This is a genomic window from Mucilaginibacter sp. NFR10, from assembly GCF_900100445.1.
In the GTDB taxonomy this organism is placed as follows: domain Bacteria; phylum Bacteroidota; class Bacteroidia; order Sphingobacteriales; family Sphingobacteriaceae; genus Mucilaginibacter; species Mucilaginibacter rubeus.
In genome coordinates this window covers 353,555-367,348 of record NZ_FMTV01000006.1, presented here as the reverse complement: position 1 = coordinate 367,348, position 13,794 = coordinate 353,555, and the positions used below count along the sequence as shown (strand labels likewise).

Here is a 13,794-nt window from a genome sequence, read left to right as displayed (position 1 = left end):
ACCAAAAGACGCTACCCTTGCTGTCCGAAGTTTCCGGCTTCGGATTACTCTTTCCCGAGACACTGTCTCGTTGTACCTTACCCAGCCCATCCCTCTCTATCCAAACTCCTGAAGTGGATAGCCTCGGCTAAATGCTCCAGTTTAATTTCCTCACTCCCTGAAAGATCGGCAATAGTGCGGGATACTTTCAGTATGCGGTCATAAGCCCTTGCCGAGAGGCCGAGTTTTTCCATAGCTTTTTTGAGCAGGGTTTGGCCTGCCGCGTTGATCTTGCATAAGTCGCGTACCATTTGAGGACTCATTTGCGCATTGGCATGCAGATCGGGACGGTTGCCGAAACGCTCTACCTGGATTTCCCTTGCCCTGATCACCCGCTCGCGGATGAGCTCACTTTTTTCGGCAGCACGGTCAGATGACAGCTCGCTGAAGTTAACCGGTGTTACTTCCACATGCAGGTCTATCCTGTCCAGCAGCGGACCTGAAATTTTGCTCAGGTATTTTTGCACCATACCCGGCGGGCAAATACATTCTTTTTCGGGGTGATTATAGTAGCCGCATGGACAGGGGTTCATGCTTGCCACCAGCATAAAACTACTGGGATAATCTACCGTAAATTTAGCGCGTGATATGGTTACCCGGCGCTCTTCGAGCGGCTGGCGCATTACTTCCAGCGCGCTGCGTTTAAACTCCGGCAATTCATCTAAAAATAAAACGCCGTTATGGGCCAAAGAGATCTCGCCGGGGGCAGGGTTGCTCCCCCCTCCTACTAAAGCTACATCGCTGATGGTATGGTGAGGGCTCCTGAACGGGCGAATGGTTACCAGCGCATCGGCAGCGGCAAGTTTGCCTGCCACCGAATGGATCTTGGTGGTTTCTAACGATTCATAGAGACTCAATGGCGGCAAAATGGAGGGCAGCCTCCGGGCCAGCATGGTTTTACCTGCTCCGGGCGGACCGATCAGGATCACATTATGGCCGCCGGCCGCGGCAATCTCTAAGGCGCGCTTAATATTTTCCTGGCCTTTTACTTCGCTGAAATCGCTGTCGTAATTGCAGAGGCTGTCGTAAAACTCTTCACGGGTGTTTACTATTTCGGGCTTAAGCTCGGATGTGCCGTTAAAAAAGCCAACGACGTCTTTAATGCTTTCAACACCGTAAACTTCCAAATCGTTTACAATGGCTGCTTCACGGGCGTTTTGTTTAGGGAGGATAAACCCTTTAAAGCCATCTTTTCGGGCCTGTATGGCTATGGGCAAAGCGCCTTTTATGGGCTGCAGACTTCCATCGAGTGAAAGCTCGCCCATGATGATGAATTTATCAAGGGTTTCGGGTTCTATCTGGCCGGATGCGGCTAATACGCCAGTAGCAATAGTAAGATCATAGGATGAGCCTTCCTTTTTGATATCGGCCGGGGCCATATTAACCACTACCTGCTGGCGGGGCATCCTGAAACCGCAGTTTTTTAGCGCCGATTCTATCCTGAAATAACTTTCTTTTACAGCCACATCGGGCAGGCCCACAATGAAATATTTTGTGCCCGATGCAATATTCACCTCAACTGTTATGGTAATAGCCTGTATCCCATAAACCGCGCTTCCAAAAGTTTTAACCAACACAGTGATAAAAGTTTAATTGAAGCGAAAGATATAGAATTTTGATGAAGTGATAAAGCGGGACCATATAAAACAAAAAACCCGCCGGTACCGGCGGGCCTTCTTATAATCACATTGTTTAATCTCATCTTAAAAATGTTCCGGCCTGGCAAACAACCAGGAGCATGGTGCAGGAAACAATCACACAAACCATCAGCATTATTGACCATGTATTGGGATTGTGTTTGCTGATGCGCGCAAAAGCGGCATTCACCTTTTTAAAGTAGCGGCTGTTCAGCAATACAAAATAATTAAGTACAAACGCGCCTGTGGCGCCCAGTAATATCATTAAGCCGAATACCGGACTTAACTGAAACCAGCCGGCGGTTAAAAATAACTGCGCAACACTTACTAAAATGGCCAGCAAAATGATCATCAAAAAGCTTGCTCCAAAAAGGGCGTTAGCTTTTGGCAATCCGCCGTGACCAAAATTTTTAACGTTCCACCTGTAAAACGTTACATAAATGGACTTGTAGGTTTCTGCTGCTTTCATAATGTTATGGTTTTAGGTAATTAATTCGGTACAAAATAATATTACTTGCACAATATTAGTTTAAAAACGGAATTGGCAAAATTTTATTGCGGCCATGCTTGATTTTTATAGCATTTATATTCATTTATTTGGTTTGATGTTTATATCGCAAAAAAACAACGCGGAGAAAGAAATAATTTTATTCTGCATGGCTCCGGGAAAAAGGACACTTTGGTAAAATCAATGTTACAATACCCAATATCTCCCCTTTTTGTAGCGTATCAGGCAATATTAATGCTGCTTTCATGTTATTAGAGCACATTTATAGCATATAATGCTGCCTACGGGGTTATGGATGTAGTGGTTAAGCTGGGTGAGCTGTTTTTATGCTTTAAAAGTTTAAGTTTGATATTTGTCGAATACGCGTCTATCAAAAAAATTAACCAACATGCTAACATCTAAACCCTATAACTACCTCATGATTTAAGTTTCTATTTACCTCGGCCCTACATCACCTATAACACAATTTAATTAACCTTACCTGTCTGCACCTAAACCTGGATGAAAACCATCTTTCTTTCATTAATACTGTTATGCCTGTTTTCCGGGGCCTTTGCCCAAAAGGCCACAATAAAAGGGAAGGTCACCGATTCCCTGAATAAGCAAGCTCTTGAGTTGAGTACTGTTGCCGTTGTCGACCTGAAAGATACCTCGCTTATAGCTTATACCCTCAGTAAAAAGAACGGGGATTTTGAATTACAGCGACTCCCTGTTGATAAGCAGGTACGCCTGGTTATTTCCTATGCCGGGTATCAAAATTATATCCATAATTTTAATTTTAAAAAAGGCGATATAGTTGATCTGGGCAATGTTACCCTCAGCAGTAAGATGCTAAAGGAGGTGGTGGTACGTGCAGAGCGGGTTCCAGTCAAAGTAAAAAAAGATACCATTGAATTTGATGCTGCCGCTTTCAAAACCCGCCCCAATGCCGCCGTTGAAGAATTGCTTAAAAAGCTTCCCGGCGTACAAATAGATGGCGACGGAACCATTACCGTTAACGGGAAACAGGTAAGCAAACTGTTGATTGATGGCAAGCAGTTTTTTGGTTCCGACCCTAAGATCGCTACCAAAAACCTGGACGCGGCCATTGTTGCACAGGTTCAGGTTTATGACGACCGGGAGAATGACCCCGATCATTTGGTAAGTGAAACCCAGGTACAGAAGATCATTAACATCAAACTTAAAAAGGCCATTAAAAAAAGCGTTTTCGGCAAGGTATTCGGAGGTGTGGGTTCGCGCGACAGGTACGAGGCCGGGGGATTGTTCAATATGTTTCGGGATACGCTGCAGGTAAGCCTCATTGGGTTAAGCAATAACCTTAATCATACAGCTTTCTCTCGCGATGAGCTTAATGCCGAGGGCGGTTTTGACCGCAGCGGGGGTAACACATCCTTTAACGGCGGCCGAAACTGGGGCGGCGGCATTGAAAAAATTACGTCCGGAGGGTTTAACCTTAACCAAAACTATGGCGAAAAGCTAAAGCTTAACCTGCAATATTTTTATACACAGCGGAACAACAAAATTGAATCAGCCAATTTTCAGCAGCAGTTTCTGAAGGATACAACGCTGTTAACCCGTGCTTCAAGCAGCAGGTATGCAAACAATCATACGCACACGATAAGCGGACTTGTAGAGTGGAAGCCTGATACTATCCGGAACCTGCGCTATAATCCATCATTAAGTTATAATTCTAATAATAGCATCTCCTCGTCGTTGGGCAATACTTCAAATAATTTTGATATGCCAGTGAATAAATCGGTATCGGGCTCCGTGGGCGACTGGCATTCAACGCAATTTAACCAAAGCTTTTATTTTCATAAACGATCTAAGAACAAAAGCAAGGAGTCGTTCACTATCTCGCATAACCTCAGCATTAGCCCTAATCATAACAACAATTTCAATAATAATGATGTAGTTAATTATCAACGCCCGGAATTATCAGATAGCTTGCATAGGTTATCTACCCGCACATCAAACAATGCTTCGGGCAATCTCGATTTTAGTTACCGATACCCGCTAACCAAAAAGCTTATTGTTGATGTTATCACATCGGGCATATATAATAAAACCAGCGACCAGGTCTTTACCTTCGACCGTAAAACAGGCGGTTTTGATTCGCTGCTCACTAATCAAAGCTCCGACCTTAAACGGGATCTGTGGACGGAGAATATTAAACCGGGGATCACTTATCAGCTCAATAAAAACACACAAATCATCGCCGGGCTTAACACCCAATGGCAGCAGATCAATAACAATTTCGCGACCAGCAGGCTTGTTCAAAATTATTTTTTCCTATTGCCAACAATCCGTATCGAAGCTTATGGAATATTCTTGAGTTATGAGCGCCGTGTTAACCAGCCGGGGGTATCAAACCTGCAGCCTATTACTATTGTTTATAGTCCGTTGTACAGCTACACCGGTAATCCAAATTTGAGGCCCGGCATAAGTAATACCTATTACTTTAATTTTTTCAAATACTTTAATAACAGTCAGCTGGGTATTTACTCGTACGGCAACATTTCTTCGCAAAAAAACATGGCAATTACACAGCAAACCATTCGCTCAGACGGGGTGCAAAATAGTACTACCGTTAACCGCGATGGCAGGCCGAGCTATAATTTTTCAGTTGGTGTCTCTAAAGGGTTCAAAAAGATAAAAGACTGGCAGCTCGGCACATCAGCTAATTTTTACGGCAACTATTACCAAAACCTTAATTTGCTGAATAATGTGGAAGGCTGGCAAAATACTGTTGCATATGGATTGCGTGAAAATATTAATGTTAACTGGAAAGATGTGATTGACCTGAATACCGCCGTTGGTTTTAACCAATCGAACTCCAAATATCATTATGACGATTTCAGGAGTATCAGGGTAGCTACCTACAATATAAGCAACAGCCTGGTGGTAAGGTTTCCTAAAAAAATCATTTGGGAAACCAGGCAGGATTTTAATTATAACAGCCAGGTTGCGGCAGGTTTTAAAAAAGGGGTTAACGTAGTGAGCTCGTCCCTGGCCCTGCAAATGCTTAAAAAAGACCGGGGAGAACTTAAACTTTCCGTTTATGATCTCTTTAATCAAAACGTGAGCGTGTACCGTTACATTAACACCAATTCGGTTAACGATGTGCAAAACAATACACTGAAGCGATATTTCCTGGTTACTTACAGTGTCAAGTTCAATAAGCTAAGCACTAAATAAATGTCGGAAAAAAATAAAGGAACTGTATTAAGCTATATAGCGTCTAATAATTCAAGTAATTAAACAGGGTTAATAATCAGCGAATTAAGCTTTAGGCTTTGTGTATTCTGCTTTTAGCTATGAAAAAAGAGCAAACCGCTGTTTTTTGCCTGCTTTGTGTAACTATCCTTACTAAGGTATAGTCTTACCAGTAATCAAAGCCTCCCCCATTATGAAAACCAGGGCCTACCTTTTTCTATCCATTACTATTGCAGTAATAGTTAGCTTGTCAGGACGCGCTGAGGCGCAGGACCTGCCCGGTAAACGCGATTCCATCAATTCGGTTATATTAAATGAGAAACGCGTTATTCAGGTAATATTGCCCGATGGTTATAAAGCCGGTTCGGCAACCAAATATGATGTATTGTACATCATTGACGACTGGAATATAAAATTAGGGCGCGATATCCAGCATTTTATTTTTGATGAGCACACCATGCCGCCAATGATAATTGTCGGGCTACTGAATGTTGACCGTGATAGAGATTTTTTGCCGACCCATAATAATGGAAATAAAACATCGGGCGGGGCTGACAAATTTCTAAAGTTTTTTAAAGAGGAGCTGATCCCTTATATTGATAAAACCTACCCTTCTGATGGTGATAATACCCTTTTCGGCCACTCTTTCGGCGGCGTGTTTGTTACTTATGCTTTACTGAACGAACCGCAGCTCTTCAGCAATTATATTGCCGGCGACCCAAGTTATTGGTGGGATAATGGCGTGATGCTTAAGCAGGTTAAAGAGAAGTTGCCTTCGCTTGCAGGTAAGGGTAAGGCGCTTTATATCGGCGGGCGTGAAGGACAGGGCATGAAGGAGATGAACATAAACGCAATGGATAGCCTGCTGAAAAAAGATGCCCCGACGGGTTTTGAGTGGGTGGTTAAAGCGTATCCAAAGGAATCGCACGGGACCGTGAGATTGAAAAATATGTATGATGGTTTAAGGTTTGCTTATAACGACTATGGCGGTAAGCCGCTGGAGTTTCACCCATCCCGCGGAATTGTACTTAAGGATAAGCCAATAAAGATCTGGTACTTTGACGATACCACAAAAGTGCACTATACATTTGATGGCTCGCAGCCGTCAGTGGCATCGCCGGCTGTAAGGCCCGAAATAGAGTTATCAGGCGCCGCAAGTGTTACCCTGCGGAAGATAGCCGATCGGGCTAAATTTGACAAGAGCACCAGCGGCGATTTCAGGGTGGGTACTTATCTGCCTGCAACACGGCTCAGGAAAAACTACAAGCCGGGCGGCCTTCATTACGCTTATTACGAAGGCCAATGGGATAAGCTACCCGACTTTAAGACTTTAAAACCAGTTAAAGAGGGCGTAGCCGATAGTACTTTCAGTATCAATAAACTCCCCCGCCAAAATAATTTCGGTATAGTGATGGATGGGCAATTTGAAGTTAAACAGGATGGCTATTACATTTTTGGGTTAGGGAGCGACGATGGTTGCAAAGTGTACCTGAATGATAAGCCGATCCTTGACCTTGATGGTTTGCATGACGGCGATATTGAACGGTCATACATCGTTCCTTTGAAAAAAGGGTTTTATCCGCTGCGGATAGAATACTTTCAAAAAGAAGGTGGCCGTAAGCTTGATTTTGTTTACGTAACCCCGGATAATATTGCCAAAAAGAAGATCTCGCCAATTCCCTACGCATTGCAGTATGGGCCCAGATAGGTTGCTTACCGTAGAGGCCATTTAAAAATGACAGTTTTTGAATGTAGATACGCATAATTGCGTCTCCCGCCTGCAATTTACGGTAGCTAAGACGCTATTGAAATCGCTTGTCCTGCGGAAGACGCAATTATGCGTCTCTACAAAAATATTATCCCTTAGAAAGAACCCGGACCGCCCGGGCCACCTCCACCTGGACCACCGCCCGGTCCACCCGGACCTCCGCCATCGCGGTTAAACCTGCGCTGGCCGGGCTGCTGATCCGGGGCCTTGCCTGCAAACTTTTGTAAACGAAGTGTGAATGTTAGCAAGTAGTAACGCCCAAGCCTGTTTACAGTAGATTGCGTGGTTATATTGCCATTTACAACCGATGTATAACCTGTGTTTTGGTTAAATAAATCGTATGCCGCTAAACGGATAGTTGCGCGGTGATCTTTCAAAAAGCGACGTTCAACGTAAGTATTCAGAATGTTAGGGTTTTTAATACCAAGACTTGGGTCATATCCATAATTTACAGTACGGGTAAAGTCATAGCTCAGGGTCCAGTCTTTCCAGAAATAATTTTTGCCGGCCAGCCCTAAATTTAACGTGCGGAAGTTTGAGCTGCCATCAATAAGCGTACTATGGATAGAGTTGGTTGTTTTATTGATGCCATAGCTGCTGCTTGCCTCTGCATCAATAACATCAACAATATTTACCCTGAATTTTAAACCGGGGGTAAAGTTGAGGTTTTTGGCTATGTTTTTTAATGGAGCAGCTGATGCGGCAACATTATTACTATCGATGCTGTTTGAGAATGCCACACCATTGGTGTAAGTTAAGGCGCTATTAAATTGCAGGGTAAATTTACGCTGGGCCCACGGCTTGGCGTATACCACATTGGCAGTGCCCGAATAGTAACCATCCGCATTTAAATAGTTGGTAAGATTAGTGCCCTCAAAGCTTTTTAACGATGGATCTGCTGCTAACACCGCCTTACTAAATTTGCGGGGATAAGAAATAGTGTTTTGTACTATTTTATTTTGTGTTGCGGTAAAGTTGAAATTGGTAAAGAAAATATTGCCGGTTTGGAAACTGAAATTATTATATCTCAATGAAAAGTTATTGGCAAGTTCCGGCTTTAGGTTAGGGTTACCCTGTACCGGGTAAAGCGCGTTTGTGAAATCAATAACGGGCTGCAGCTGGCTAAATGTAGGCTGGTTGCTTGATCCGTTATACAGGAAGTTTAAAGCTTTTCCTCTCGAAAAATTATAGCTGAAACGAGCGGTTGGGATCACGTTAAACGTGGTTACATGCGTAGCCGAATCGTTTTTAAGGTTTAGCCCGTTTAATGCGGCCGGTTGTACGCCAATACCTACAGTAACGTTGTATTTCTTTTCGATAAAGCGGTAGTTCAGGCCAACGCGGTTGGTGGTAAAATTGTATTTATAGTTATTACTCAACCTGTCGTAATGGTCATATGTATTGGCGGTACTCAGCGTATCGGTTTCCCTGTCGCTTGTGGTGTTTGAGCGGTTAAAGGCATAATTTAACTCCAGGTACCCCCGTTTACTTAGAGGCTCAATGTAGGAGATGTTTGTACCAAAGCTGGTTACGCGGCTATCGGTATAGGTTTGCTGATTGGCAGGCGCCTGGCGGGGTGCGCCATCGGCATAATCATAAGTCGGATTATCGAACTGCGATGTTTTTGACGTATTAGCGCTGATGTTAATACTTAGGTTACGGCCATGCCCGTTGAAGCGGTGGTTATACAAGGCGTTAATACCATAGCTTGGTGTTGTGCCGTCGGTATGAGATAGCGAGGTATATGAGGGATGTGTTATACCATCAATAGTTGTTGATAAGGATTCGTTAGCATCTGTATTAGTGCTCGAATAGGTGAAGTTTGGTACAACTTTTAAGTAATTAATGGTATCAGGTTTCCACTCAAGGTTAAAGTTAAAGCGATGGTTAATGGGATTATCTGTTTGATCGCTTTTTTGTGTACTTATACTTGGCGACTGAACGTTGTTGGTTTGGATAGATGAGCTAATGGTGTTGGTAGTATTGTCAGTATAGCTGTAACTTCCGTAAACAGAGAGTGTTTTACCCCACTGATCGCGGAAGTTGGCACCAATGGCGTGCGCGTTGGTGATACCGTTTGCGCTGGTTGTGGAGCTGCTTGAGCCACGCAATGCATTCCCCCGGCCGCCGCCCCCGCCGCCAAAACCACCACCACCTCCGCCACCCGATGATGGGCTACCGTAAGTAAATGTATTTACGTTGGTATTGTTAATGGTACCCAATACGGCTATTTGTTGTTCATTATTGAAGTTGAAAAATTTCAGATCGCCTATATAACGGTTGGCATTGGTGACGCCTGGGTCTTTAGGTAAAAAATCCTCGCCGTCGCCGGCTGTGGCTTGTCCAAAATAGCCATGGTTCTTGTCCTTGCGGATGGTGATGTTCAGGATCTTATCCGGTTCGCCGGTTTTTATGCCGGTAAGGTTGGCCTGATCGCCGTAATCATCAATTACCTGGATGCTTTCAACCACATCGGCAGGCAGGTTCTTGGTTGCTGTTTTAACATCACCCCCAAAAAAATCCTTTCCGTTAACCCTTACTTTGGTCACCGATTTGCCCTGTGCGGTTACATTACCGTCTTTATCCACATCAACGCCGGGCAGTTTCTTTAACACGTCTTCAACAGGAGCATTTTCGCGTACAGGATATGCGCTTACTTTATATTCGGTTGTATCCTCTTTTAATATCACCGGGTTAACGCCTACAATGGTAACTTGGTTAAGCATATTGGTTTCGGTTTTTAAAACTATCGGGCCAAGATCAACCGGTTGGGTCCCGGCATCAAGCGAGTAATGTTTTTTAATTGCGGTGAAACCGATTGACGAAATGGTAAGGGTTAGTTTGTTGCCCTTTACTACCGGGAACGAAAATTTACCTGTAGCATCGGCAATGGCTATGGTGCTATCCCCGGCATTTGAAACCAGTTTGACACTACTTCCGGGTAAGGAAAGCTTAGTGGAATCAACGACAGTTCCCCTTACCTCCCGCCCTGTTTGAGCGTAGGAACCAAAGGCAAATAAAAGGGTAAAACTTAAAATAAGAAATAGGGGTTTCATAAACGTTTTTTCGGCGTGCAATTATTGTTTTTGTGTGTATATAGACGTAATTGAACTGCAAATGTTCAACTTAAAATTTGCTAAAAGCCCAATCAATATATTATTGTTACACATTAGGCCTGTAATTGCTTATCAATCATATTATTGTTACAAATTATTATGCAAAAAAGGCCGGGGTCTCCGGCCTTGTGGTTGTTATAAAGATCAGTCAGTCAATTACAAGCGGCGGGGAGTGCTCAATGAGCCACGTTTGGAGGTTTTTAGGTTTATTACGAAAATGTGAATAATTAGTTTCAATATTTGTTGCAGCAAATACCAAATAATGCTATTGATGCGTTAATAATCCACACAGGAAATAAACTATTGTTTAAAATGAATTTATATGATAGTAACATTGTGGCATGAAATTTCGTAATACTTAAACCAAACATTAACCTATGAACAATATTAGAAACTCGCTGCATTCAAAAGTGCACAAATGGATCGATACGATCGGTTTTAGGCTGAATACATCACAAACAAACAGCAAAAGTCAGGTTACAACCAATCATTATTTTTTTGAAACCTTTAATTTTTTCGAAAAATCGAAGAAAAACAGGCCCGAGTTAACAAAATTTTTATGCTTTGATGCTTACGGCGAAAAAATAAACGTGAAGTCGCTGCTTGATTTGCAGATTGCTTTTTTTGAAAATATAAGCCAGCTTAAATAGGCAAAGGGCTTTTTACACCCGGCCGAATAATTGTTTTAAGTCATCAGCATTTTGTTAAAACAAATCCATCAAATAAAAATCCCACCCTACAAATAGGGCAGGATTTTAAGAAGGATTTTTAAGGGGTGTGCCAGATTAGTTTTCAACATTGGTACGTGGCCAGCAGTTCATACTTCCTGTTTTCTCATTCAGTATATCCTGGTTGGCGGTGTTTATACCCCTAACCATTCCCCCTTCAATATTTACAACCGGCCTTGTCGGATTAAGGGCTTCTTTTATCCTAAGGTGAAGGTCGGCATAATGAGCTGCTGTTATTGCATCGCCGCCCTTGGGCAGGCCGGTATCAATTTTCTTTAATTCGGCACGTACCATGGGCCTGATATCAGACAATGCGATGTTGATTGGAGTAAAGCCCCAGCTTGCCAGCTGCGCGCTTGATATACCCGGGAACGCAAAGCTTGCATCTGTATTTAACAGGTTCTTCAGGTTTTCGATATAGCCCCTTTGCAGGTTGCGCTGGTAGCCGTCGGGTTTGGTTGTGCCGAATATGCCCGTATGCAAATCGGTTAATAACTGCGCAACGGTATAGGCATTAGCGCCATTTTTGGCCTCGTTATCATACATCCGCGCCAGCCTTGAGGGGTTTAACTCATTGCCTAACAACGAAACCTGCATAGCCTTAATCCGGTTTATCATAACGCCGTTATCAAATTTGGCCAATTCGGCTTTGTTAATTAGCCATAACGGGGTTATGTATAATTGCTGGTTTAAAAATAAAGCGGCTTCGCGCTGGCGTTCTTTGCTCACAAAATCATAAACGGCGCCTTTTTGATCATATGTTTTAAAGTTTTCGTTCATGCCGCCAATGTTGGTGGTAACATGCCCCATGTAACGGTAATACTGACCTAAAACTTCGTTATATAATTCATTAAGATCGGCATAGCCTTCATCTTTTTTGTACGACCATTTTTCGAGGTTTGGCAAAATCCGTTTCAGGTTGGCAATACCATAAGCGCTGGCCTTCATGGCATTATCGCCCAAATCTTCATTTTGCAGGCGGGGATCGATAGTAGTGCCCTGGCGACCGAAATAATAAACCGGGTTGCCTGCGTTTTTGTTGGTCCACACGGCTAATGTTTCTTTTTCCTGCTCCGGCGTTTTATTGCCCGGGAACCAGGTATACCCCCATTTTATTGCCCAGTTATCATACTCGCCAATTTGCGGGTACAGGTGCGTAACGCCATCGCCGGGTTGGGCTATGTAGTTAAAGCGGGCATAATCCATAATGGAGGGCGCTGTACCATGTTTATCGGTGAAGGTTTTTGAGCGTAGTGAATCAACAGGGTAAGCGTAGCTCGAGCCAAAGTTGTGTGGCAAACCTAAAGTATGACCAACTTCATGCGATGATACAAAACGGATTAGCTCGCCCATTTGATCGTCAGCAAATTGTGCGTGGCGGGCTTTGGGGTTTACCGCTGCTGTTTGGATCAGGTACCAATCGCGCAATAGCTGCATCACATTATGGTACCAGCCAACATGGCTTTCCAGGATCTCGCCGCTGCGCGGATCGGCCACGTGCGGGCCATAGGCGTTTTCTACATCCGATGCAAAATACCTGATCACGCTGTAGCGGGCATCTTCGGTGCTAAACTGCGGGTCCTGTTTTGCTGTTGGAGCTTCTTTAGCGGTTATGGCATTTTTAAAACCGGCAGCTTCAAACGCTTTTTGCCAGTCGTTTACGCCCTGTATTAAATAAGGCACCCACTTTTTAGGTGTAGCCGGGTCAATATAAAACACAATTTGCTTTTTAGGTTCAACCAGCTCGCCTTTGGCATAAGCAATGGGGTCTTTAGGCTCTAACCTCCAGCGGTGAATATAAGCGGTAACCAGGGCTTTTTGAGCATTGGTGCCATAATCTGTTTGGCGCTGGCCAAAAAAGCCCACGCGCGGGTCCATGATGCGGGCTTTCATCGGGACTTTGGGCAGCAAAAGCATGGAGGTGTTCAACTCAAAGGTAATAGCTGCATTACTGTTATCAGTTGGCGACTCGCCGGCGCGGTAGGTTTTTAGTGTACGCGCCTCAATATTTATCGGGAAGCTTTTAATAGTGTCGATATAGGAACGTGAGTTATCAACCCCCATGGTTTTATAAGCCTTTTTGATATCATCAGACAAACCAATAGCGGCAATATCGCCATTGTAAAAATCGGTAACATCAATTAAAACGCCGGTAGTGTCTTTGTTAAAGGCTTTTACCTCAAAGGAGGCCAGTATAGCATCAAGGTTTGAGTTTTTAACCGATTGGTACATATCACTGGCGCTATCGGCACGCAACGAATAGCTGGGCACCCGGATAAATACCTGCTTATCGTGCTTTTCCCATTTCCAAACCTGGTTGTTAATTTCTTCGCCGCCATATTGCTGGCCAAATGTTTTGAGGCCGCCCGGTGTTTTTACAAAACGGGTAACCACCAGCATCTCGCGGTTAATTAATGAATCGGGTATTTCGTAGTAATATTTGCCATCAACTTTATAAGTATTAAAAAGGCCGCTATCAGCTTTTGTTTTAGCGGGAATAAGGTCGCTAAACTTTTTAATCCCTTCCTTTTTGGGGGGGCCGGTTGTTGCTGTCGCAACGGTTCCGCCGGGTGTGGTAGTGGTTTTTAGGGTAAGGCTTTGGTTTGCAGCTTGCTTCCTGGCAGCGCAAGAGCCCGCCAAAACCGCAAGTGCCAATACTGAGCCGCGTAAATAAATACCCGGCAACGGATGTTTTTTCATTTATTAAAAATAGTTTAAACCGTAAACTTATATAAAAAACAGGTTTTTTTAGCTGCAAAGTGTTTTATCAATAATAATTTTA

7 protein-coding genes are annotated in these 13,794 nt (G+C 43.7%); 3 read left to right on the top strand and 4 right to left on the bottom strand.

Annotation, left to right across the window (positions count from 1 at the left end):
• Nucleotides 1-77 precede the first annotated feature (77 nt).
• Together BLP33_RS20680 and BLP33_RS20675 are read right to left on the bottom strand one after the other, a co-directional pair.
• Complete coding sequence (locus BLP33_RS20680; protein WP_090532677.1) at nucleotides 78-1,616, bottom strand: YifB family Mg chelatase-like AAA ATPase; 1,539 nt, start codon at nucleotides 1,614-1,616, stop codon at nucleotides 78-80.
• A gap of 121 nt (nucleotides 1,617-1,737) precedes the next feature.
• Nucleotides 1,738-2,145, bottom strand: coding sequence for a hypothetical protein (locus tag BLP33_RS20675; RefSeq protein WP_090532675.1), 408 nt, complete (start codon nucleotides 2,143-2,145; stop codon nucleotides 1,738-1,740).
• Nucleotides 2,146-2,685: 540 nt separating this feature from the next.
• On the opposite strand from BLP33_RS20675, the gene BLP33_RS20670 reads away from it, so the two are divergent.
• Together BLP33_RS20670 and BLP33_RS20665 are read left to right on the top strand one after the other, a co-directional pair.
• Nucleotides 2,686-5,382 (top strand): outer membrane beta-barrel protein, encoded by a 2,697-nt coding sequence (locus BLP33_RS20670; RefSeq protein WP_090532673.1) that lies wholly within the window; start codon nucleotides 2,686-2,688, stop codon nucleotides 5,380-5,382.
• Nucleotides 5,383-5,593: 211 nt separating this feature from the next.
• Nucleotides 5,594-7,108 (top strand): PA14 domain-containing protein, encoded by a 1,515-nt coding sequence (locus BLP33_RS20665; RefSeq protein WP_090532671.1) that lies wholly within the window; start codon nucleotides 5,594-5,596, stop codon nucleotides 7,106-7,108.
• 155 nt (nucleotides 7,109-7,263) lie between these two features.
• Here BLP33_RS20665 and BLP33_RS20660 read toward each other — a convergent pair whose 3' ends face one another.
• On the bottom strand, nucleotides 7,264-10,224 hold the full coding sequence (locus BLP33_RS20660; RefSeq protein ID WP_090532669.1) for an outer membrane beta-barrel protein: 2,961 nt from the start codon (nucleotides 10,222-10,224) through the stop codon (nucleotides 7,264-7,266).
• 437 nt (nucleotides 10,225-10,661) lie between these two features.
• On the opposite strand from BLP33_RS20660, the gene BLP33_RS20655 reads away from it, so the two are divergent.
• Nucleotides 10,662-10,934, top strand: coding sequence for a hypothetical protein (locus BLP33_RS20655; RefSeq protein WP_090532667.1), 273 nt, complete (start codon nucleotides 10,662-10,664; stop codon nucleotides 10,932-10,934).
• 135 nt (nucleotides 10,935-11,069) lie between these two features.
• Here the strand turns inward: BLP33_RS20655 and BLP33_RS20650 are convergent, their stop codons facing one another.
• Nucleotides 11,070-13,712 (bottom strand): zinc-dependent metalloprotease, encoded by a 2,643-nt coding sequence (locus tag BLP33_RS20650; RefSeq protein WP_090532665.1) that lies wholly within the window; start codon nucleotides 13,710-13,712, stop codon nucleotides 11,070-11,072.
• Nucleotides 13,713-13,794 lie beyond the last annotated feature (82 nt).

What these genes read in the sequence shown, in the direction of transcription:
- BLP33_RS20675 (WP_090532675.1), bottom strand. Translation starts at nt 2,145, where the DNA reads ATGAAAGCAGCAGAAACCTACAAGTCCATTTATGTAACGTTTTACAGG.
- BLP33_RS20670 (WP_090532673.1), top strand. Translation starts at nt 2,686, where the DNA reads ATGAAAACCATCTTTCTTTCATTAATACTGTTATGCCTGTTTTCCGGG.
- BLP33_RS20665 (WP_090532671.1), top strand. Translation starts at nt 5,594, where the DNA reads ATGAAAACCAGGGCCTACCTTTTTCTATCCATTACTATTGCAGTAATA.
- BLP33_RS20660 (WP_090532669.1), bottom strand. Translation starts at nt 10,224, where the DNA reads ATGAAACCCCTATTTCTTATTTTAAGTTTTACCCTTTTATTTGCCTTT.
- BLP33_RS20655 (WP_090532667.1), top strand. Translation starts at nt 10,662, where the DNA reads ATGAACAATATTAGAAACTCGCTGCATTCAAAAGTGCACAAATGGATC.
- BLP33_RS20650 (WP_090532665.1), bottom strand. Translation starts at nt 13,712, where the DNA reads ATGAAAAAACATCCGTTGCCGGGTATTTATTTACGCGGCTCAGTATTG.